Origin of the sequence: Streptomyces sp. NBC_01384, from assembly GCF_045040035.1 — a bacterium.
GTDB lineage: Bacteria > Actinomycetota > Actinomycetes > Streptomycetales > Streptomycetaceae > Streptomyces.
Genome location: NZ_CP109559.1, coordinates 3,387,699 through 3,409,191, shown reverse-complemented (window position 1 = coordinate 3,409,191; position 21,493 = coordinate 3,387,699). Strand labels below are relative to the sequence as shown.

At 71.5% G+C, this 21,493-nt stretch carries 17 protein-coding genes and 2 pseudogenes; 12 read left to right on the top strand and 7 right to left on the bottom strand.

From position 1 onward, the window contains the following. The first annotated feature begins 32 nt into the window (after positions 1–32). From rsgA to OG747_RS15445, 6 genes are all read left to right on the top strand, one after another. The gene (rsgA, locus tag OG747_RS15470) at positions 33–1,238 is read left to right on the top strand and encodes a ribosome small subunit-dependent GTPase A (RefSeq protein ID WP_405879912.1); all 1,206 of its coding nucleotides are present in this window, start codon (positions 33–35) and stop codon (positions 1,236–1,238) included. A 208-nt stretch (positions 1,239–1,446) separates the two neighbouring features. Then, complete coding sequence (locus OG747_RS15465; RefSeq protein WP_405879911.1) at positions 1,447–1,674, top strand: hypothetical protein; 228 nt, start codon at positions 1,447–1,449, stop codon at positions 1,672–1,674. A 127-nt stretch (positions 1,675–1,801) separates the two neighbouring features. Then, positions 1,802–2,824: a guanitoxin biosynthesis L-enduracididine beta-hydroxylase GntD gene (gene gntD, locus OG747_RS15460; RefSeq protein WP_405879910.1), complete on the top strand. Its 1,023-nt coding sequence runs from the start codon at positions 1,802–1,804 to the stop codon at positions 2,822–2,824. Positions 2,825–2,833: 9 nt separating this feature from the next. Further along, positions 2,834–4,168: a cation:proton antiporter gene (locus tag OG747_RS15455; protein ID WP_405879908.1), complete on the top strand. Its 1,335-nt coding sequence runs from the start codon at positions 2,834–2,836 to the stop codon at positions 4,166–4,168. Between the two features lie 254 nt (positions 4,169–4,422). Continuing rightward, positions 4,423–6,669, top strand: a complete 2,247-nt coding sequence (locus OG747_RS15450; RefSeq protein WP_405879907.1) for a DEAD/DEAH box helicase — start codon at positions 4,423–4,425, stop codon at positions 6,667–6,669. Positions 6,670–6,821: 152 nt separating this feature from the next. Continuing rightward, positions 6,822–7,655 carry an oxidoreductase gene (locus OG747_RS15445; protein WP_405885547.1) on the top strand — a complete coding sequence of 278 codons (834 nt, stop codon included), beginning with the start codon at positions 6,822–6,824 and terminating at the stop codon, positions 7,653–7,655. Between the two features lie 87 nt (positions 7,656–7,742). Here OG747_RS15445 and OG747_RS15440 read toward each other — a convergent pair. Next, positions 7,743–7,866 (bottom strand): annotated as a pseudogene (locus OG747_RS15440) (threonine synthase); the annotation flags it as partial. A gap of 74 nt (positions 7,867–7,940) precedes the next feature. Then, positions 7,941–8,228: pseudogene (locus tag OG747_RS15435) on the bottom strand (proteinase inhibitor I4 serpin); the annotation flags it as partial. A gap of 152 nt (positions 8,229–8,380) precedes the next feature. Between OG747_RS15435 and OG747_RS15430 the strand changes: the two are divergent. The 6 genes from OG747_RS15430 to OG747_RS15405 all read left to right on the top strand — a co-directional run bounded on the left by OG747_RS15430 (position 8,381) and on the right by OG747_RS15405 (position 15,448). Continuing rightward, positions 8,381–9,598: a DUF4190 domain-containing protein gene (locus OG747_RS15430; RefSeq protein WP_405879906.1), complete on the top strand. Its 1,218-nt coding sequence runs from the start codon at positions 8,381–8,383 to the stop codon at positions 9,596–9,598. 147 nt (positions 9,599–9,745) lie between these two features. Further along, positions 9,746–10,498: a GntR family transcriptional regulator gene (locus OG747_RS15425; protein WP_405879905.1), complete on the top strand. Its 753-nt coding sequence runs from the start codon at positions 9,746–9,748 to the stop codon at positions 10,496–10,498. 341 nt (positions 10,499–10,839) lie between these two features. Further along, a complete protein-coding gene (locus tag OG747_RS15420; protein ID WP_151479001.1) occupies positions 10,840–11,022 on the top strand; it encodes an SPOR domain-containing protein in 183 nt (60 codons plus the stop codon). Between the two features lie 165 nt (positions 11,023–11,187). Beyond that, entirely contained in the window at positions 11,188–11,595 is a 408-nt protein-coding gene (locus tag OG747_RS15415; RefSeq protein WP_405879904.1) for a (deoxy)nucleoside triphosphate pyrophosphohydrolase, read from the top strand. Between the two features lie 331 nt (positions 11,596–11,926). Continuing rightward, on the top strand, positions 11,927–12,370 hold the full coding sequence (locus OG747_RS15410) for an ATP-binding protein (protein ID WP_405879903.1): 444 nt from the start codon (positions 11,927–11,929) through the stop codon (positions 12,368–12,370). A 267-nt stretch (positions 12,371–12,637) separates the two neighbouring features. After that, positions 12,638–15,448 (top strand): SpoIIE family protein phosphatase, encoded by a 2,811-nt coding sequence (locus OG747_RS15405; RefSeq protein WP_405879902.1) that lies wholly within the window; start codon positions 12,638–12,640, stop codon positions 15,446–15,448. A 123-nt stretch (positions 15,449–15,571) separates the two neighbouring features. Here OG747_RS15405 and OG747_RS15400 read toward each other — a convergent pair whose 3' ends face one another. The 5 genes from OG747_RS15400 to OG747_RS15380 form a co-directional block, all read right to left on the bottom strand. Continuing rightward, positions 15,572–17,155: a hypothetical protein gene (locus OG747_RS15400; RefSeq protein WP_405879901.1), complete on the bottom strand. Its 1,584-nt coding sequence runs from the start codon at positions 17,153–17,155 to the stop codon at positions 15,572–15,574. A gap of 130 nt (positions 17,156–17,285) precedes the next feature. Then, positions 17,286–18,062 carry a succinate dehydrogenase/fumarate reductase iron-sulfur subunit gene (locus OG747_RS15395; protein ID WP_405879900.1) on the bottom strand — a complete coding sequence of 259 codons (777 nt, stop codon included), beginning with the start codon at positions 18,060–18,062 and terminating at the stop codon, positions 17,286–17,288. After that, complete coding sequence (locus OG747_RS15390; protein WP_405879899.1) at positions 18,059–20,041, bottom strand: fumarate reductase/succinate dehydrogenase flavoprotein subunit; 1,983 nt, start codon at positions 20,039–20,041, stop codon at positions 18,059–18,061. Before OG747_RS15390 ends, OG747_RS15395 begins: the two co-directional genes overlap by 4 nt. A 17-nt stretch (positions 20,042–20,058) precedes the next feature. Next, positions 20,059–20,880 carry a hypothetical protein gene (locus OG747_RS15385; protein ID WP_405879898.1) on the bottom strand — a complete coding sequence of 274 codons (822 nt, stop codon included), beginning with the start codon at positions 20,878–20,880 and terminating at the stop codon, positions 20,059–20,061. Positions 20,881–20,904: 24 nt separating this feature from the next. Beyond that, the gene (locus OG747_RS15380) at positions 20,905–21,195 is read right to left on the bottom strand and encodes a hypothetical protein (RefSeq protein WP_405879897.1); all 291 of its coding nucleotides are present in this window, start codon (positions 21,193–21,195) and stop codon (positions 20,905–20,907) included. Positions 21,196–21,493: the final 298 nt, after the last annotated feature.

Below are 21,493 nucleotides of genomic sequence, written 5' to 3'. Positions count from 1 at the left end.
AGTCCGTCCAACCGCCCGAGGGAGCAACCCCGTTGACCAGTAACAGCCCGGCCCCGGACCTCACCCCGGACCCGGCATCCGATCCGCTCGCGGCCTACGGCTGGGACGCCCGGTGGGCCGCCGTGTTCGCCCCGTACGCGGCCGAGGGGCTGGTCCCGGGGCGGGTCGCGCGGGTGGACCGCGGCCGGTGCGACATCGTGGTGGCGGCCGGTGCGGTCGGCGCGCCCGGCACGGGTGGCGCGGCCGACGTGGGCACCGCGGGCGGTGCGGACGGTGCGGACGGCACCGTCACCGTGCGGGCCGACACCCGGCCCGCACGCACCGACGGCGACCCCGATGCCGTCGTGTGCACCGGCGACTGGGCCGCCGTCGACCTGGGCGCGGGCACCGGACCCGTGGTGCGGGCGCTGCTGCCGCGCCGCACCCGGTTCCTGCGCTCCACGTCGTCGGCGCGGTCCGAGGGGCAGGTGCTCGCGGCCAACATCGACCACGCCGTCGTGGTCGTCTCGCTCGCCGTCGAACTCGACCTCGGCCGCCTGGAACGGTTCCTGTCCCTGGCCTGGTCCAGCGGCTCCCAGCCGCTGGTCGCGCTCACCAAGACGGACCTGGTGCCGGACAGCACCCACCTGGTGACCGACGTCGAGGCGGCCGCCCCCGGCGCCCGGGTGCTGCCGGTCAGCGCCGTCACAGGGGACGGCATCGACGCGCTCGCCGCCGAACTCGCCGGTGGCACCGCCGCGTTACTCGGTCAGTCCGGCGTCGGAAAATCGACGCTGGTCAACGCACTGCTCGGCGCCGAGGTGCAGGCCCGCGGCGAGGTGCGCGGCAGCGACGGCAAGGGCCGGCACACCACCACCGCCCGCGAGCTGCTGCCCCTGCCCGGCGGCGGCCTGATCGTCGACACCCCGGGCCTGCGCGGCGTCGGTCTCTGGGAGGCCGACAACGGCCTGTCCCAGGTGTTCGCCGAGATCGAGGAGCTGGCGGCTCGGTGTCGCTTCCACGACTGCGAGCATCACGCCGAACCGGGCTGCGCGGTACTGGCCGCGGTGGCCGACGGCACGCTCTCGCACCGCCGCTTCGAGAGTTACCGCAAGCTGCTTCGGGAGAGCGCCTGGATCGCCTCCCGCACGGACGCCCGGCTCCGCGCCGAGCTGGCCCGCGAGTGGCGCCGCCGGGAGGCGGCAGGCCGGGAGATGTACGAGCGCAAGCGCGGCGGTGGCCACCGCAAGGCATTCTGAACGGCCGGTCGAGGCCATCGGCATTGGCCACTTGAAGCCACGGCACTTTGATGCCGGGCGGAATGCCTTGAGGTGAGCTCCGGACACTGGCACATTATTTCTCGTAAGCCGGAAACGTAAATCGGCGGAACGTCACGACTGAACATGACGACAATCCGCTCCGGAAATGAGAATGGGTCGGGCTCCGCGACGCGAGGTGACGGCGAAAATGTTCGGAACGTTCGGCAGGATCGGAGAGCCGGGGGAGTCCGGGAACTCCTTCACGCGCGGCCTGGCCGGCGCCGCGACCGTGGCCGTACTGGTCACGGGTGCCGCCCTGGTGCAGGCCACGAACACCGGTGCGGCTGACATCACCACAGGCCCGGAGCGTGCGGTCACCGAGACCGCCCCGGCCCCGAGCTCGGCCCCGAGCGGCGACAGCTGGGGCTGGGACTAGCCCGTCACGCGGCGCCCGTCCGGGTTTCCCATGTGATCCCCATGCGATCCACCACGCGATCCCCATGCGATCCCCCATCAAACGGTGTCCATCAAAAGGTTCCCTTCGGTCGGAGAGGGCGTTTTTCATGTCCGAATACCATGACGTGCTGAACTATGACCTGTCCCTCAAAGAGGCGGCTCGCCTGGAAAAGGTGATCGCCGAATTGTCGGAGGCCGGCTGTGACCCCGGAGAACCAGAGTTCCACGACCAGGCATGGGAATTCGTCTCGCGTCTGCCGATCGGGCTCCGCCGTTTCCTGGAGGATTTCCGGCGCGAGGACCCGGCCGCCGCCTTCCTGGTCCGCGGCTTCCCGGTCGACGACGCCGCGGTGGGCCCGACCCCCGGCACCTGGGCGGCTGCCGCGGCCTCGGACCGTACACGCCGGGAGCAGCTCTTCCTCGCGCTGATCGCCAAGTGCCTGGGTGAGGTCTTCAGTTGGCCCACCCTGCAGGCCGGCCGGATGATCCACCACGTGCTGCCGATCGCCGGCGACGAGCGCGAGCAGAGCGGCCACGGCAGCGACATCCTCCTGGAGTGGCACACCGAGGACGGCTTCCATCCCTGCCGCTGCGACTACCTGGCCCTCTTCGGGGTGCGCAACCACGACCGGGTGCCGACGACGCTCGCCTCCGTGCGCGATGTGCGGATATCCGACGAGAGTCGGCAGGCGCTGTTCGAGCCGCGCTTCTACATCTTCCCCGACGACGAGCACCTGCGGCAGCTCGCCGCCCACCAGCCCGACCACCCGGGCCTGCTGCGGATGCGCGCCATGCGCGAGACGCCCGAGCCGGTCGCCGTGCTCTTCGGTGCGGCCGACTCGCCCTACCTGTGCATCGACCCGTTCTTCATGCGCTGCGTCGACGGCGACACCACCGCCGAACAGGCCCTGAAAGAACTGGTGGTGGAGCTGGAGCGGGTCCAGCAGGACGTCGTCGTCGACGCGGGCACCCTGCTCGTCGTCGACAACTACCTCGCCGTGCACGGCCGTCGGGCGTTCACCGCCCGCTACGACGGCACGGACCGCTGGCTGCAGAAGGCCATCGTCACGCGTGACCTGCGCAAGTCACGCGCCACCCGCGACTCGGCCGCCGGCCGGGTCGTGGTCTGAGGGGGCCGGATGTCAGCGCCCAACGCTCTGCCGCTGGAGGCGGTCGTCCTCGCCGACCTGGCGATCGTCCTGACGGTGGGTGCCGCACTCGTCCACCTGGTACGGCGGCTGCGCCAGCCCCCCGTGGTGGTGGAGATCGCCGCCGGCCTGATGCTCGGGCCCAGCCTGCTCGGCCTGCTGCCGGGGGACCTGCCCGCCCGTCTCTTCCCGCCCGAAGCCCGGCCCGCGCTCTCCGTGCTGGCCCAACTCGGCCTGGCCCTCTTCATGTTCCTGGCGGGCTGGGAGCTCGATCCGCGCAGACTGCGCGGCCGGGGCCGGTCCGTGGGCACCATCGCCGCCCTCGCCATGGCGGTGCCCTTCGCCCTCGGCGGCGGGGCGGCGGCCCTGCTCCATGCCTCACAGGCACCCAAGGGCGTGAGCCTCGGCATGTTCGTGCTCTTCATGGCCACCGCGTTCTCGATCACGGCGTTCCCGGTCCTCGCCCGCATCATCCGTGACCGCGGCCTGGCCCGGACCCATGTCGGTGTGCTGGCCATGGCGTGCGCGGCGGCCGGCGACGTGGTGGCGTGGTGCGTGCTGGTCCTGGTGGTGGCCCTCGCGGGCGCCCATGGACCCGGCGGTTTCGCCACCGTCATCGCCCTCACCCTGGCCTACGCCGCGGCGATGATCCTGGTGGTACGGCCCGTCCTGCGCCGACTGCTGCGGGACTCCGCCCGCGGAGAGAGCCGGGGCACCGCACTGGTCCTGATCGTCTCCGGGGTACTCCTCTCCTCCTACGTCACGTCGTGGATCGGGGTGCACACCATCTTCGGGGCGTTCGCCTTCGGCTTGGTCATGCCGCGCGGCGACCGTGGTCTCGAGGAACGGATCGCGGAGCCGCTGGAGCGGACGGCCTCCCTGCTCCTGCCGGTCTTCTTCACCCTCACCGGCCTGTCCGTGGACATCCGCGGGCTCGGCTGGTCGGGCCTCGGGGTGCTCGCCTTCGTCCTGGTGACGGCGGTGGTGAGCAAGTTCGCCGGGGCGGCCGTGCCCGCCCGTCTGACGGGGAGCGACTGGCGGGAGGCCGGGGTGTTCGGAGCGCTGATGAACACCCGGGGCCTCACCGAGATCGTCATCCTCGGCATCGGACTTCATCTCGGTCTGATCGGACCGCAGTTGTTCACCATCATGGTTCTCATGGCCCTGATCACCACGGCCATGGCGGGCCCGCTCCTCAGCCTCTTCGGCGGCGACATCGCGAAAGGACAGAACCATGGCTCACGTCCCCCACTTCGGATACCAGAAGCGCCGCGACGGCTCCGTGATGATCACTCAGGGGTGCCGTCCCGTGCGGATCGTGGGTGACAGGGACGAGGCGACCGCCCTCCTCACCGAACTCGCCCAGGTGGACCCCCAGGAGACGCTGGCCCGCTGGGCGCACGAGCGCCCCCGCACGCCAGCCTGACGGACCCCGAGTCGTAACCCCCGGGTCTGCGTACCGACTTGGGGGTTACGGCGCTGTGCCCATGGGGAAATGCCCGGTCCTCTGTTTCCGATGATCCGCCGACGGCGGGCCGGACCGGGCCGGGCTGTCGGTGCCGGGCAGTAATGTCGGGCCCGTGGGGAAACGTGAGCGGAGTCTGCTCGCCGAGAGCGCCGGACTGCACGAGGCCGCGCGGGGTGTGCTCGCAGATCACGTCCGCGCGCTCGAAGCGGTGCGTGCCGCACTCGCGCCGATCCGCGCCGAACTCGTCGGCAGGGAGCTGGAGTCCATCCCGGTCTCCCGGCTGAAGGACGTCACCGAGGGGCGGCTGCGGCTCGGGGCGCTGGAGGCGGCCGGGTTCGGGTCCGTCCGGGCGGTGTACGAGACGAGCCGGTACGCGCTGCGGCAGCTGCCCGGGGTGGGCGCGCAGACCGCCGACCGGGCCCTCGGGGCGGCGCGGCAGATCGCGCGGGCGGTGGAGGAGACCGTTTCCGTACGGATCGACGTCGACCACCCCGAGCCCCGTACGACCGCCCTGGTGATCGCGCTGCGCACACTGGTCGAGGCCGGTCCTGAGCTGCGCCGGGCCGTGGACGCGGCCACGCGCCTCGATGCGCGGCTCGGCGAGCTGCTGCCCGAGGCCCGGCCCGCGGGCGGACGGCTGGGGATGCTCCTCGCGGGGCGCCAGAAAAGGGAGCGCGCACTCGCGGCGCTCGCCGCACTCCGCGAGCTGACCGCCGACGCGGGCGCCCGGGACGTACGTCTGCTGCTCGCGCAGGCCTCGGCCGACCTGCTGCGGACGCCCGCCTCCGAGCTGGAGGCGTGGGTCGACTTCGAGCTGCGCTCCCCGGAGTACTACAGCCAGCTCGCCGAGGTCTCCGAGCACCGTTCGGACGTGGCGGCCGCCGAGGGTTTCCTGCCGTCGGAGGTCGCCGAGCGGGTGCACGCCCAGGAGCTGGACGACACCCGGCGGCGGGTCTCGCTGCGCGGCTACCAGGACTTCGGCGCCCGCTTCGCGCTCGCCCAGCGCCGGGTCGTCCTCGGCGACGAGATGGGGCTCGGCAAGACCGTGCAGGCCATCGCCGCGCTCGCCCATCTCGCGGCGGACGGGCACAGCCACTTCCTGGTCGTCTGCCCGGCGAGCGTGCTGATCAACTGGACGCGCGAGATCGGCGCGCGCAGCACCCTGCGGGCCCTGCCGGTGCACGGCGCGGAGCGGCTGGAGGCGTACGAGGAGTGGCGGGAGCGCGGGGGCGTCGCGATCACCACGTACGACATGCTGCACAGCCTGCCCGCACCGGACGCGGCGGTCGGGCCGGACCCGGCGGACGTGGCGGATGGGCCGGTCGGGCCGGTCGGTGCGGGGGCGAAGCCGGGGATGCTGGTCGTCGACGAGGCGCACTACGTGAAGAACCCGGACACCCGCCGCTCCAAGGCGGTCGCGGCCTGGGCGGGGCACTGCGAGCGCGTCCTGTTCCTGACCGGGACGCCCATGGAGAACCGGGTCCAGGAGTTCCGCACCCTGGTGCGCTACCTCCAGCCCGCCCTCCTCCCCGCGATCCAGCACGGCACCGCGGCCGCCGGCCCGCACGCCTTCCGCAAGTCCGTCGCCCCTGCCTATCTGCGCCGTAACCAGCGGGACGTCCTCTCCGAACTCCCCGCCCTCGTCCAGGTCGACGAGTGGGAGGAGTTCAGCGCCGCGGACCGGGAGGCCTACCTCAGAGCGGTCGAGGACGGGAACTTCATGGCGATGCGCCGCGCCGCGTACGCCGACGCCGAGAAGTCTGCGAAGCTGGGGCGGCTGCGCGAACTGGTGGCCGAGGCGGCCGGCAACGACCTGAAGGTCGTGGTCTTCTCCTACTTCAAGGATGTGCTGGGAACGGTCCGACAAGCCCTGGGCGCGGACCGGCAGGCCCAGGCCACGGACCAACAGGCGGCCGGAAGACTCGTGTTCGGGCCGATCTCCGGTGCGGTGCCCGCCGCGCGCCGGCAGCGACTGGTCGACGACTTCACCGCCGCCCCCGGTCACGCGGTCCTCCTCTGCCAGATCGAGGCCGCCGGCATCGGCCTCAACCTCCAGGCGGCATCCGTGGTCGTCCTGTGCGAACCGCAGATCAAGCCGACGATGGAGCACCAGGCCGTGGCCCGCGCCCACCGCATGGGCCAGGTCCGCCCCGTCCAGGTGCACCGGCTCCTCGCCACCGACAGCGTCGACCAGCGCCTCCTGCACCTCCTCAAGAACAAGACCCGCCTCTTCGACGCCTACGCCCGCCGCAGCGACACCGCCGAACAGAACCCGGACGCCGTCGACATCTCCGACAGCGCCCTCGCCCGCCGCATCGTGGAGGAGGAACAGCTGCGGCTGGCGAAGGAGGCGGGCTGATACGGGCACCAGTCGGACCGATACGGCCACCAGTGCGCCACAACGAGTCGTCGTGGCGTGGGTATTGGACGGCCTGTGCCAGGCCACTGCAGGGTGGTGCGCGGGAGTCGTGAGAGACACGGGTTCCGCGGGCCAGGAGGCGTCAGTACGTGATGAGCAAGGTGTGGCTGGTCACCGGGGCCAGCAGCGGGTTCGGACGGGCGATCGCGGAGGCGGCGCTCGACGCGGGCGACGTGGTCGTCGGGGCGGCGCGGCGGGTGGAGGGGCTGGCGGATCTCGTCGCCGCTCATCCCGGCAGGGTCGAGGCGGTGTCGTTCGACGTCACCGACGTGGCGGCGGCCGAGGACCTGGTGCGGGGAGTCGTGGCACGCCACGGCCGCCTCGACGTGCTGGTCAACAACGCGGGTCGGACGCACGTGGGGGCCTTCGAGGAGACGGGGGACCGTGAGCTGCGGTCCCTGTTCGACCTGCATGTGTTCGGGCCTGCCGCACTCGTCCGGGCCGCGCTCCCGCACCTGCGGGAACGGCGGTCCGGCGCGATCGTCCAGATGAGCAGCATGGGCGGGCAGATGTCCTTCGCGGGCTTCTCGGCGTACTCCGGTACGAAGTTCGCGCTGGAGGGGATGAGCGAGGCGCTCGCCGACGAGGTGAAGGAGTTCGGGATCAAGGTGCTGATCGTCGAGCCGGGCGCCTTCCGCACCGCGCTGATGGACAGCAAGCGCGCGGGCGTCAGTCCCGATCTCGGCGTGTACGACGCCACGGTCGGCGCCACCCGCCGCATGGTCGAGAGCGTCGGCGGCACCCAGCCCGGCGACCCGGCGAAGGCCGCGGCCCTCGTCCTCGCCGCGCTGGACGCCGAACACACCCCGCTGCACCTGCCCGTCGGCGACGACGCCGTCACCGCCGTACTCGACCACCTCGACCAGGTGCGCGGCGACGTCGCGGCGTGGGAGAAGCACGCCCGGGACACGGCCTTCGACGAGTGAGTCCGGACAGGTCCTAGCGGCGCCGTACGGCGAGTTCGGCGAGCGCCGCCGGTCCGTGCACGGTGACGCGTACGAACCGGCCCTCGCGCAGCTCCACCAGGGGAGTGCGGCCCTCGCCCAGGCTGACCGTGGGCGTGGCCGGCGGCAGGCACTCCGCGTACCGCTACAGTGAATTCACCCGCCCGGTGAGCGACTTGAGGGAGGCGCTGATCCCCGGGAAGTGCCCCTGCCCGGCGTCCCGCGCCGCCGTGAGCCCGAACAGCCGGTGCAGTGTCAGAAGATCGCCTCGCGCAGTTCCAGTGTCCGTTTGGTCCACAGCCCGAGCGCGGAGTCCAGCCCGCGTATCCCCGCCATGGCGTCCAGCAACTCGCGTGCCGCGAAGGCCGCGTGCTCCGCCGGCACCCCCACCGCCTCCGCCAGTTCCGCCCGCGCCGCGCCCCCGGCCCCGTCCGCGAGGAACCCGAGCAGCGGCCACACCCCGGCCGCCGAGAACACCGTCCCGGTGGGCGCCGCCCCGGCCCATCGGGAGGTCAGCCCGTTGACCGCCCTGATTGTCGCGTTCGTGCTCCGCATTCCGCCCCCGCCCCTGCCCCGCTTACGATGCGCCCAGCCGTGCGCCCCGCCGTGCGACGAACATACGACCGCCGCACGACAGTTCCGTACTCAATTTCCGCACTCGATCCCCGTACGACCGACCCCGCCTGGAATGAGGAGCAAGGTAACCCGTGGCCATACCCCCGCCGCCCGGGCCCCAGCAGCCCGATGGCCCGTTCCCGCCTCCGTATCCACAGGGGCCGCACCAAGGGCCGTACCAAGGGCCGTATCAGGCGCCGTACGAGGCGTCGGGGCCGTATCAGGTCTGGGGGCAGGGTTACTCCCCGTACAACCGTCCCGCGCCCGTCAACGGGCTCGCGATCGCCGCGCTCGTGCTCGGCGTCCTCTGCTTCCTGCCCGCCGTCGGGCTGGTCCTCGGGATCGTCGCGCTCGCGCAGATCAGGAAGCGGGGCGAGCGGGGCAAGGGGCTGGCGGTGGGCGGCATGGTGATGTCCTCGCTCGGTATCGCGCTGTTCGCGCTGGCCCTCGCCACCGGCGGCGCGCGCGACTTCTGGGACGGCTTCAAGGACGGGGCGGGCGACTCGGCGGGGACGGCGTTCACGCTCAAGAAGGGCGACTGCTTCGACGCACCGGGCGGCTCGCTGGAGGGTCTGGCGTACGACGTCGACAAGGTGCCGTGCGCCGGGAGGCACGACGCCGAGGTGTTCGCCGACTTCAAGATGAGCGGTGGGAGCTACCCGGGCGACAGCAAGGTCGTCGACGCCGCCGACAGCAAGTGCTACGCGCTCCAGGACGCGTACGCGATGGACGCCTGGGCCGTTCCGGACAACGTCGACGTGTACTACTTCACGCCGACCCGGGACAGCTGGAGCGGCGGCGACCGCTCGATCACCTGCATGTTCGGGAACACGGACGAGAAGAGCGGTCTGAAGGGTTCGCTGCGCAAGGACGACTTCACCCTGAACGCGCACCAGTTCGCGTATCTGCAGGCCGCGGTCGTACTCAACGAGGCGATGGACTCGGCGCCGGAGAAGGGGTACGTCGAGGACGACCTGCCGGGGCACAAGGAGTGGGCGACCAGGGTGTCCGTCGCGCTCGACGACCAGGCCCGTCTGCTGCGCGGCCACGGCTGGTTCCCCGCCGCCGAGAAGCCCATCGCCGTCCTCGTCGACGACATCGAGGCGTCGCGGAAGGAGTGGACGAAGGCGGCGGCAGCCGAGGACGCGGACACCTTCTACGCCCACTACGAGAAGGGCCTGAAGCTCATCGACCCCCGGCGGACGGTCACCGCACGCAAGGTTCTGGGCCTTGCCACCACCCCGCCGTCGTCCGACGGGGGCGGTGGCAACCAGGGTGACGGAGGAGACGGCACGGGCGCTGAGGTGTGACGGCGGCTGTACCGGGGAGAAAGTGCCTGGGTAAAGCCCCCGACAGCCATAAGTAATCACATCGAGTGATTCTCTGGCCCCCACTTGCGTGACACAACCCACGGTTGCCAGGCTGTCGCTGTCTGTACAATCTGATGGGAGCGGCCAGTGACTTTCGGTGAGCAGCCGGCGTACCTGCGCGTCGCGGGTGATCTCCGCAAGAAGATCGTCGACGGCTCGCTGCCACCGCACACCCGCCTCCCCTCCCAGGCCAGAATCCGCGCGGAGTACGGGGTCTCGGACACGGTCGCGCTGGAGGCGCGCAAGGTGCTGATGGCCGAAGGTCTGGTCGAGGGCCGCTCCGGCTCGGGGACGTATGTGCGGGAGCGGCCGGTGCCGCGCCGGGTGGCCCGCTCCGGGTATCGCCCGGACAGTGGTGCCACCCCGTTCCGTCAGGAGCAGGCCGACCTGGCCGCGCGCGGCACCTGGGAGTCGCACAGTGAGCAGGCCGAGGCGAGCGGCGCGATCGCGGAGCGGCTGGCCATCCGGCCCGGCGACCGTGTGATGTGCACGAACTATGTGTTCCGGGACGGAGGCGAGGCCATGATGCTCTCCACGTCCTGGGAACCCCTCGCCGTCACGGGCCGTACGCCGGTGATGCTCCCCGAGGAGGGCCCGCTCGGCGGCATGGGTGTCGTCGAACGGATGGCGGCCATCGACGTGATCGTGGACAACGTCACGGAGGAAGTGGGCGCCCGCCCCGGCCTCGCCGAGGAACTCCTCGCACTGGGCGGCGTCCCAGGGCACGTGGTCCTGGTCATCCAGCGGACGTACTTCGCCTCGGGCCGTCCGGTCGAGACGGCCGACGTCGTCCTGCCGGCGGACCGGTATCGCATCGCGTATCACCTGCCGGTGAAGTAGGCGTAGGCGTTCGCGGGCTGTCGACGTCCGCGGGTGTGGACATGCGCAGAGGCGGGGGCGCGCCGACCGCCAAGTGACCCGCTCAGGACGTCGGTTGGAATCTGGCCTTTCTCAAAGGCCCTGCTCGGAGCGGAGTTCGCGCTGCCTGAAGGGCGCGCGAGCGGCGGCCGACGGCGCGTTCGGAGGCGTGCGCCCCCTCCGTCTTGGCTGGTTGCGTACCTCTTTGTGAAAAGGCGTATTCGCTGCGTGAAGGTTAGGCGTAGGCTCGGGCATATGCGGATTGCGGTTTCCTTAGAGCGTGGAGTACGGCGCGAGCCGGGGGCGGGAGGTGGAAGGGCTCGATGAACGACGGCACGATCACTCTTCCCTGGCTCGTCATACGACAGGACGACAACGGCAATCGCTACCGCGTCGGCAGGTACGCGACCCGGGCCGAGGCCCAGAAGATCGCCGACAGCCTCGACGACCGCGGCCACAAGCAGCTCTACTGGGTGGAGCGGATCGGGCAGAACGGAGCCAAGTGAAGGTCTGAGCGAGGGCCCGAGTGACGGCTGAGCGAGGGTCTGGGCGAGGGCCTGAGTGAGGGGACTTGCCTCCGGCGGATGATCCGCGCTGCCGGAGGTTGTGCGTCCACCTCGCACTGGGCCGGTGGTCCGCCGCGCTCCGTCCCCTGCCGTAGGCTCCGGCTCATGGACGAAAGGACCGTGGTGGTCGGCGGCGCACTGCTCCACGGCGGACGCCTCCTCGCCGCGCGCCGCAGCGCACCCCCCGAGCTGGCCGGCCGCTGGGAGCTGCCAGGCGGCAAGCTCGAGCCGGGCGAGGCTCCCGAAGCCGCCCTCGTACGCGAACTGCGCGAGGAACTCGGCGTCGCGGCGGAGCCCGTCGGGCGTGTCCCGGGCGAGTGGCCACTGCGGATGCCGTACGTCCTCCAGGTGTGGACCGCGCGGCTGCTCCCCGGTTCGGGGGAGCCCGAGCCCCTCGAGGATCACGACCAACTGCGCTGGCTGACCCCGGACGAGATCTGGGACGTGGACTGGCTGGACCAGGACGTCCCCGCCGTGAAGGCCGTGTTGCAGGGGTGGGACACCGGCGCCTGACCGGGGCGCACGCGCCGCTTGGCCCATGCCTGGGCGCACGCCTGGTGGTACGGCCGGCCGGCCGTACCTCTCGCTTCTCTCGCTTCTCTCGCTGAAACACTTCAGCGCACGGTCCCGGCGGCAGTCGCGGCGATCACGAGGAACGAGGCGGCGATCATCGTGGTGCCGGCGCCGACGCAGGCGCCGGTGTGCGATTTGGCGCGTGTGGCGTCAGGGAGCGAGCGAGCGTGAGGCGTGTCCGCGGTTCGGGGTCCCGTACGCCGTTCGTGCCACAGTGCACCTACGTGTGCGGTAAAGCATCCCGGATATCGGGTATGTGCCCATTAACCCCATGAAACCGGACATGGGCGGGTTCCTGGCCTGGGAAGTGATCGGCGTGATCGACACTGATGGCGACTGCGCCGAGTGGAGCTTTCCCGCGGATCCGGGTGCCGTTCGCAGCGCCCGCGCCGTCGTCCGGGGCCAGCTGCGCACCTGGGAGCTGGATTCCCTCGGTGATGTGACCGCGTTGCTGGTCAGTGAGCTGGTGACCAACTCCCTGCGGTATGCCACCGGCCCCATCGGGGTCCGTCTGGTCAGACCCGTCGGGGTGCCCGGCGCCCTCCTGGTGGAGGTGTCCGACCCGCTGCCCGACCCGCCCCGTGAGCGGGCCGCCGACGCCGACGACGAGAGTGGGCGGGGGCTGCAACTCGTGGCCGGTTCGTCCCGGCGGTGGGGTACCCGGCCCGGGAGCGCCGGCAAGACGGTGTGGTTCGAGCTGGCGGTGCCCGGCTGAGGGTGCGTCGGCTGCTCACCTGAGGGTCCGTCGGGCAGGGGGCGGGGCAACCGATTGGTTCAGGCCACCGGTGTTGTCCGGAGTCTGTGATTCGACGGGGCGCCACCTGGTTAGAAGACTGGGAGTATGGCGCGACCGGTCCAAAAACCATCGGGACCGTGCTGTGATCGTGAACACCGTGTTGTGCGGCGCCGTAGTGCTGGATACTGCGGGCAGCCGCCCCCGGTGACCGGTGCCGGACGCGGTGAGCTGGAGGGGACGGTTCGCGTGAGCGAGATACCAGCGAAGGCCACGGAGTCCGAGGACCCGTCGGACGGCGCGAGGGCGGAGGCCACGGGCGATTCCGCCGTGGCCGGGGCGACGGGCGGGGCGAGGCGCGATGCCATGACCGCGCAGCCGGGCGACGCGAGAACCGGCCCGACGGCCAGGCCACGGGGCGACGCGAGGCCCGAGCCGATGGGCGGCCCGGTGAGCGAGCCGACGGGTGAACCAGTGAGCGAGCCGATGGGTGACCCGGTGAGCGAGTCGACGGGTGAACCGGTGGGTGAGTTGACTGGTGAACCGGTGGGTGACGCGATGTGGCAGAGCAGTCCGCCCGGTTCGATCTACGACTACATCAAGGTCGCCTCGTTCTCCATCGGCGCCGACGGCCTCGTCGACCAGTGGAGTCTGCGTGCCGAGCAGCTCTTCGGGATATCCGCGCAACGCGCCCTGGGCATGGACCCCATCGAGGCGTTCTTCGAACCCGACCAGCGCGAGCGCGGCCAGCGCAAGATGGCGGAGATCCTGGACGGCCGTGAGTGGACCGGTGTGGTCCCCTTCAGGATGCCGGCCCCCGAGGACGCGGCGGACGGCGAGCGGGGCGCCGAGGGCCTCGCCGAGGTCTATGTGATGCCCACCACGACGGAGGACGGCGAGCGGGCCGCCGTATGCATCGTTGTGGACGTCCGGACCCTCCGCAGCATCGAGACGGACCTCGCCGCCTCGCAGTCGATTTTCGGTCAATCTCCGTTCGGCTTCCTCCTGATCGACACGGATCTACGGGTCCGGCGCGTCAACAAGCGGTTCGCCTCGGTGTTCGGCGGAAACGTGGAGGGCCACCGCGGCCGTACGGTCCACGACTATCTGCCCCGCTCCGAGGCCGAGCGGGTCGCCGCGACACTGCGCCGCGTCCTGGAAACCGGCAACTCCATCACGGACATGCACGTCACCGGCTTCGTCCCCGGCTCCGACGAACGCCGCCACTGGTCGATCAACCTCTACCGCGTACACAGCGGCACCGGCCGCCCCATCGGCGTCGCCTGGCTTGGAACCGACATCACCAGCCGGCGTGCCGCGGCCCGGGAAGCGGCTGCCGCGCGGCGCAATCTCGCCCTTCTGAACGAGGCGGGCGCCCGTATCGGCAACTCCCTCGACCTGGAGACCACCGCACGCGAACTCCTCGACGTCGTCGTGCCCGGTTTCTGCGACCTCGCGACCGTCGACCTCTACCAGGGCCTGCTGGCGGGCGACGAGACCCCGCGGGCGCTCGCCGACGGCAGCGCGGAGCTGCGCCGGGTCGCCTTCGCCAGCGCCGTGTCCGACGCGCCGTTCGTCGGCGGACCGGCACCGGTGGCCGTGGGCGCGGTCCACCACTACCCGTTCAACTCGACCTGCGCGGACGCCCTGCGCACCGCCCGCCCGCAGCACGTCCCCGCCGAGGACGGCGGGCTCATCCAGTCCACGCTGGCCGTGCCGATGGTCGCCCACGACACGGTGGTCGGCCTCGCCCAGTTCTCCCGTACGAAGGGCAGCGAGCCGTTCGGCGAACGCGACCGGGCGCTCGCGGTGGAGCTCGCGGCGCGCGCCGCGGTCTGCATCGACAACGCCCGCCTGTACCGCCGCGAGCACGAACGCGCGCTGATCCTGCAGCGCTCGCTCCTCCCGCCGGGCGACCCGGAGGCCTCCGGTCTGGACATCGCGTGTCGCTACCTGCCCGGCAACGCGGCCACCGAGGTCGGCGGCGACTGGTTCGACGTCATCGAACTCCCCGGTCACCGCACGGCGTTGGTCGTCGGCGACGTCATGGGCCGCGGCCTGCGCGCGGCGGTCGCCATGGGTGAACTCCGCACCGCGGTCCGCACCCTGGCCCTCCTCGACCTCGAACCCGCCGAGGTGCTCTCGGCGCTGGACGAGATCGCCCGCGGCCTCGGCACCCCCGGCGGCGTCCAGCAGGCCACCCGTGCCGCCCGCCAGCCCCGCGACGCCGACCTCTCCGAGGTGTATCTGGCGACGTGCGTGTACGCGGTGTACGACTCCGTGACCCGCCGCTGCACCTTCGCCAACGCGGGCCATCTGCCGCCGGTGCTGGTCGAACCGGGCGAGAGCGCGCTGATGCTCGACGTGCCCCCCGGCATGCCCCTCGGGGTGGGCGGCGAGCCCTTCGAGGAGGTGGAGGTCGAACTACCCGAAGGCGCCCTTCTCGCTCTCTACACGGATGGACTGGTCGAATCCCGCGACCACCCCCTCGACGAGGGCCTGCAAGCCTTCGTCGGCGCGCTCACCGACCCCTCCCGCCCCCTGGAGGACGTCTGCGACCACGTCCTCAACACCCTCGACACCCATCACGGCGAGGACGACATCGCCCTGCTGATGGCGCGTGTTCAGGGGCTGCCCGCCGATTCCGTCGGCGACTGGACGCTGCCGCGCGAGCCGCGCAGTGTGGGCCGGGCCCGCGAGTACGCGCGCACCCAGCTGACCGCCTGGGACCTGGAACCGCTCATCGACACCACCGAGCTCCTCGTCAGTGAACTCGTCACCAACGCCCTGCGCTACGGCGAGGGCGAGATCCGGCTGCGGCTGCTGCTCGACCGGACCCTTGTCTGCGAGGTCTGGGACGCGGGCCTCGTCCAGCCGCGCCGCCGTCGCGCCCGCGACACGGACGAGGGTGGCCGGGGTCTGCAACTCGTCGGCCTGCTCTCCGCCGCCTGGGGCTCACGGCGTACGCCGCGCGGCAAGACGGTCTGGTTCGAACTCCCGCTCCCAGACGCCGGAACGACCCTCACGGACCCGGCGGAGGCGCTACTGAGCCTGTTCTGACCCTGCGGTCCGGGGGCTTGTTCGGCTGCGGCTGGACGGGGGTTGATCGCACAGTTTCCCGCGCCCCTTACGGGGTGCAGGTCCGCATCATCCAGCCCGTCCGGCGTTTGAGGACGAGGCCGTTCAGGGCTTACCCGTCGCAGCCCCACTACGCCCCCGAGTCCTGGGCCCACCGAACCCCGCCGCCGGGCCCCCGGGCGCGTCCCCCAGCAGGATCCCGCCGAGCACCGCACCGCCGACTCCGGCACCGGCACCCTCGGGCCCGGCGTACGGATTCCCGTACGCCCGTACGTCCCGCTCCGCAAGCTGTTCCGCGTCCCGGGCGAGCGCGTCGGCCCGCCGGACGTCGGCGAGGGCGAGCGGCGTGAGCGCGAGATGGCGCTCCGCCTCCGCCAGCCGCGTCCGGGCCTCGCTGCCCACCGCCCCCCGGTGCGTGGTGACGAAGTCCGAGCCGAGGGCGACGGCGCTGCGGGCCGGGAGCAGGGCACGGTCGAGGAGGGCGAGGCCGAGGGGGACATGGGCCTCGGCCAGGCCCACTGCGGCCTCGGTGACACGTCGGAGAGCGTCGAGAGGGTCGTACGGGCGGCTGCCGCCGGCCGTATCCCCTATGTCTCCCGTATCTCCTACATCCCTCATCTCCCGCCGTACGTCCGCGACGATCGCCGCGGCATGCGCGATCCGGCCGGGCGACGCACCGACGCCCGGCAGAGCGCGGGCCGTCGCGAGCCCGGTCTCCGTGTCGTCCAGGGCGCCGGGCAACCGGTCCACCGCGGCGGCGAGTTCGGATGCCAGCCGGTCGACACCGGCCACGAACAGGCCCGCCTGGTCGACCGCCCCCTCGGCGGCCCGCAGATACGCCGTCGCCTTCGCGCCCTCGCCCCGGTCGAGGGACTGCCGGGCCTGGTTGAGGTGGGTGGTGGCGAACACGAGCCGGTCCTTGGCCTGTTCGACATGGCCCGCGACCGGCAGGGACGCGGAGGGCGCGTACCGCTCGTGGAGCTCGGCGAGCGTCGCCTCCGCGGCCGGGGTGCGCCCGGCGAGCTCCCGGAAACGGGCTTCCGCCAGCTCCAGCGCGGCAGGCAGGGTCCGCTCCAGGGCGCGCAGCAGGTCGAACCCGGCCGCCTCCGTGTCCAGCCGCCGCCCCGCCTCCGCGCACCGCGCGCCGATCTCCTCCAGCAGCTGCCGCCTCACGAGGTCGTCGTCCGGGACGGTGTCGTCCAGTCGCTGCCGCAGCCGGAAGGCCACGGACAGTTCGGAGCGCGCGTACGCCAGCGCCTGCGCGTACGCCCCGACGGCCTCCTCCCCGAACCGGGCCGCGGCCCAGCCGAGTTCCTCGGCGCTGGTACGCACACAGTCGTCGATCTCGATGAGCGACCGCCGCGAGCGCCGATCGAGTTCGGCGAACGGCACCGTGCGCGTGACGCCCCCACCGGGTGTCGTACGCGTCCGCGCGCGCCGTATTCGCCGTGTGTACGTGTACGCCGCCAGCGCTCCCGCGACGACCACCGTGACGAGGGGTATGACGAGGTCAACGGTGGACGTCCCGCCCTGCCTCGGCGGAGCCGCCACCGCTTCGGCACCCGCCCGCACGACGGGCAGCCCCAGCCACCCCGCCGCCGCCAGCCCTCCGAGCGCGGCATGTGCCACCCGCAGGGCTGTGGGGGACGCGGCTCGGCGCGACCGGCTTCGGCTCAGGGGCGACGTCACATTTGGGAGCGTATGACCGCTTGCGTGCGGCCGCGACCGGGGTGCGCCGACCCGGGGTCCGGGGCACCCTCACCACGGGTCGCCCTGATGTACCGGGCGACCCGCGACCGCCGCCGCGGCCCCGCCGCTCCTACGACGACGAATCCCGCTTCCTGATCTTCGACCCCAGCCACACCAGCGGGTCGTACTTGCGGTCGACCGCGCGTTCCTTCAACGGGATCAGGGCGTTGTCCGTGATCTTGATGCCCTCGGGACAGACCTCCGTGCAGCACTTGGTGATGTTGCAGTAGCCGAGGCCGTGTTCGTCCTGGGCGGTGCGCTTGCGGTCCAGGCCGGTGTCGGCGGCGGCGTCCAGCGGGTGCATGTCCAGTTCGGCGACGCGCATGAGGAAGCGCGGGCCCGCGAACGCCGGCTTGTTCTCCTCGTGGTCGCGCACGACATGGCAGGTGTCCTGGCACAGGAAGCACTCGATGCACTTGCGGAACTCCTGCGAGCGGTCCACGTCCTCCTGCTGCATCCGGTACTCGCCGGGGCCGAGACCGGCGGGGGGTACGAAGGCGGGGACCTGGCGTGCCTTGGCGTAGTTGAAGCCGACGTCCGTGACGAGATCCCGTACGACCGGGAAGGCGCGCAGCGGTGTGACGGTGATCGTCTCCTCGCGGGTGAACACCGACATACGGGTCATGCACATCAGCCGGGGGCGGCCGTTGATCTCCGCCGAGCACGAACCGCACTTGCCCGCCTTGCAGTTCCAGCGGACGGCGAGATCCGGGGCCTGGGTCGCCTGGAGCCGGTGGATGATGTCCAGCACCACCTCGCCGTCGTTGACCTCGACCGCGAAGTCCTCCAGGCCGCCGCCCCGCACATCCCCGCGCCACACCTTGAAGCGGGCCTCGTAGCTGCTCACTCGTAGAGCTCCTCTTCGGCGAGGTACTTGACCAGCTCCTCCTTCTCGAAGAGGGCGAGCAGGTCGGGGCGAATGGGTTCGGTGGTCTCGCGGCCGAGGTCGATCTGGCCGTGCACGGGGTCGGTCGCCGCCAGTCCGCCCGTGGGATCGGTGAGTTGGCACAGGAGGTTGATCCGGCGCCAGGACCGCTCCATCGTCGGGTGGTCCTCACGGGTGTGGCCGCCGCGCGACTCCGTGCGCTCCAGGGCGGCGCGGGCCACGCATTCACTGACCAGGAGCATGTTGCGCAGGTCGAGGGCGAGATGCCAGCCGGGGTTGAACTGCCGGTGGCCCTCGACGCCCGCCCGCCGCGCCCGTACTCGCAGCTCGGCGAGCTTCTCCAGGGCCTGTTCCATCTCTCCCTCGCGGCGGATGATGCCGACCAGGTCGTTCATGGTCTGCTGGAGTTCCTGGTGGAGGGTGTACGGGTTCTCGGGCGGCCGACCGTTCTGCTCGCCGGGCTCCGGACCCTCCGCCGAGAAGGGCCGCAGCGCCTCGGCCGCCGCCGTGTCGACCTGGACGTCGTCCACGGTCGGGCGGTCCCCGGCGAGGCCGGCGGCGTACTCGGCGGCGTGCAGCCCCGCCCGCCGTCCGAAGACCAGCAGGTCGGAGAGCGAGTTGCCGCCGAGCCGGTTGGAGCCGTGCATCCCGCCCGCGACCTCACCGGCGGCGAACAGACCGGGTACGCCGCGGGTCGCCGCCGTGTCCGAGTCGACGGCGATGCCCCCCATGACGTAGTGGCAGGTGGGCCCGACCTCCATCGCCTCCGCCGTGATGTCGACGTCCGCGAGCTCCTTGAACTGGTGGTACATGGAGGGCAGTCGGCGCCGGATGACCTCGGCGGGCATGCGCGTCGAGACATCCAGGAAGACACCGCCGTGCGGCGACCCGCGACCGGCCTTCACCTCGGCGTTGATGGCGCGGGCGACCTCGTCGCGGGGGAGGAGTTCGGGGGGACGCCGGTTGTGGTCCGGGTCGTCGTACCAGCGGTCGCCCTCCTCCTCGGACTGCGCGTACTTCTCCTTGAAGACGTCCGGGATGTAGTCGAACATGAACCGCTTGCCGTCGGAGTTCCTGAGCACTCCGCCGTCACCGCGCACCGACTCGGTGACCAGGATGCCCTTCACCGAGGGCGGCCAGACCATGCCCGTCGGATGGAACTGCACGAACTCCATGTTGAGCAGCGGCGCTCCGGCGAGCAGCGCGAGGGCGTGCCCGTCGCCCGTGTACTCCCACGAGTTCGACGTCACCTTGAAGGACTTGCCGATGCCGCCGGTGGCGATGACGACGGAGGGCGCTTCGAGCACGAAGAAGCGCCCGGACTCGCGCTCGTAGCAGAACACCCCGGAGACCCTCCCCCGGCCTTCGGCCGGTGGGACCCCCGTCTCGCCTCGCTCGCCGTCCTTCAGCACGCGCGTGACGGTGCACTCCTGGTACACCTTCAGCCGGCTCTCGTAGTCACCGGTCTCCTTCATGTCCTCCTGCTGGAGCGACACGATCTTCTGCTGGAGGGTCCGGATCAGTTCGAGCCCGGTCCGGTCGCCGACGTGCGCGAGCCGCGGGTACTCATGGCCGCCGAAGTTGCGCTGCGAGATCCGCCCGTCCTTCGTACGGTCGAAGAGCGCGCCCCAGGTCTCCAGCTCCCAGACACGGTCGGGGGCTTCGCGCGCGTGCAGTTCGGCCATCCGCCACTGGTTGAGGAACTTCCCGCCCCGCATGGTGTCGCGGAAGTGGACCTGCCAGTTGTCGTGGGGGTTGACGTTGGCCATCGCCGCCGCGATGCCGCCCTCGGCCATCACCGTGTGCGCCTTGCCGAACAGCGACTTGCAGATCACGGCCGTACGGGCGCCACGCTCGCGCGCCTCGATGGCGGCGCGCAGTCCGGCGCCGCCGGCACCGACCACGACGACGTCCCACTCCTGCCGATCGACCACGGACATCAGAAGGCCCCACTCAGCTAGAAGAAGCGCGGATCGTCGAAGACGCCGGACGCGACCAGATACACGTAGAAGTCGGTGAGCGCCACGCTCACCAGCGACGCCCAGGCGAGCAGCATGTGACGGGCGTTCAGCTTCCCGACGAACTGCCACGCCCGGTAGCGCACGGGATGTTTGGAGAAGTGCTTGAGCTTGCCGCCGACGATATGGCGGCAGGAGTGGCAGGAGATGGTGTAGGCCCAGATCAGCGCGATGTTCACCAGGAAGACCACGGTGCCCAGACCCATGTGGCCCCAGCGGTAGTGCTCGTCGCGGAAGGAGAGCACGGTGTCGTACGTGAGGACGCCCGCCACGAGGAGCGCCGCGTAGAAGAAGTACCGGTGGACGTTCTGCAGGATCAGCGGGAAGCGGGTCTCACCGGTGTACTTCTTGTGCGGCTCCGCCACCGCGCAGGCCGGGGGCGACATCCAGAAGCCGCGATAGTAGGCCTTGCGGTAGTAGTAGCAGGTCAGCCGGAAGCCGAGCGGGAAGATCAGGATGATGATCGCCGGGGAGATGGCCCACCAGCTCCCGAAGAGGTCCGCGTTCGGCCCCGCGTGCATGGTCAGGCACCGCTGTGCCAGACAGGGCGAGTAGAACGGCGAGACGTACGGCGCGGAGTAGTAGTGCGAGTCCGCGAAGGCCCGCCAGGTCGAATACACCACGAAGGCCAGCAGCCCGGCCGCGGTGGCGGCGGGTGCCAGCCACCAGCGGTCGGTCCGCAGATGCGGGGCGGAGATCGCGGCGCGCGTACCGGTCTGTACGCCGCCGCTGTTCAGATCGGGTTCGGTACCAGTGGTCAAGGGGGAGCTCCGGTCGGGGTCGGGTCAGGGGGCGTGCCGGTCGCGGGCGCCGAGACCCTCGTCGTCCGAGTCCGTCCACAAAGCCTTGTCGTACGGGGTGTCGGGGATGGGCACGAGATCGGGGCTCCGCGGCGAGGTGCGGCGGGGGGCCGTCTCACGCAGCAGTTCGACGCTCTCGCGCAGATGGTCGGCGTCGGCACGGACGCGGCGCATTTCGAGCCCGCCGCTGCCGATCTCCTGTTCCAGGCGGCCCACTGACCGGTTCAGGTCGTCGAGGCAGCGCTGTACTGACATCAGGTCGTCTTGCACGGACATGACGTGACCTCACTTCCGTGGGCCGTCGGGGCCCTGGGTGGCAACGTTCATGCGCCTGCGAGTGTTGCGCGTCACACCTGCCGGTGTGAAGGGACGTGCACCAATTGGCGGGCGCGCGCTGGGGGCGCCGTCCCCTGGGGGTGCGCCCCCAGGCCCCCGCTTCGGCCTGAACGACCTCGTCCGCAAGCACCGGACGGGCTGAATTGAGTCGGCCGGCGTTGCGCCGCACGGGTGCGCTTGCTCTTGCTCCTCGCGTGTCGTCACCGGCAGGCGAACCCTTTCCTCTTCAGTGGGTCCG

What these genes read in the sequence shown, in the direction of transcription:
- OG747_RS15455 (WP_405879908.1), top strand. Translation starts at nt 2,834, where the DNA reads ATGTCAGCGCCCAACGCTCTGCCGCTGGAGGCGGTCGTCCTCGCCGAC.
- OG747_RS15445 (WP_405885547.1), top strand. Translation starts at nt 6,822, where the DNA reads ATGAGCAAGGTGTGGCTGGTCACCGGGGCCAGCAGCGGGTTCGGACGG.
- OG747_RS15380 (WP_405879897.1), bottom strand. Translation starts at nt 21,195, where the DNA reads ATGTCCGTGCAAGACGACCTGATGTCAGTACAGCGCTGCCTCGACGAC.
- gntD (WP_405879910.1), top strand. Translation starts at nt 1,802, where the DNA reads ATGTCCGAATACCATGACGTGCTGAACTATGACCTGTCCCTCAAAGAG.
- OG747_RS15415 (WP_405879904.1), top strand. Translation starts at nt 11,188, where the DNA reads ATGGACGAAAGGACCGTGGTGGTCGGCGGCGCACTGCTCCACGGCGGA.
- OG747_RS15410 (WP_405879903.1), top strand. Translation starts at nt 11,927, where the DNA reads ATGAAACCGGACATGGGCGGGTTCCTGGCCTGGGAAGTGATCGGCGTG.
- OG747_RS15390 (WP_405879899.1), bottom strand. Translation starts at nt 20,041, where the DNA reads ATGTCCGTGGTCGATCGGCAGGAGTGGGACGTCGTCGTGGTCGGTGCC.
- OG747_RS15465 (WP_405879911.1), top strand. Translation starts at nt 1,447, where the DNA reads ATGTTCGGAACGTTCGGCAGGATCGGAGAGCCGGGGGAGTCCGGGAAC.
- OG747_RS15420 (WP_151479001.1), top strand. Translation starts at nt 10,840, where the DNA reads ATGAACGACGGCACGATCACTCTTCCCTGGCTCGTCATACGACAGGAC.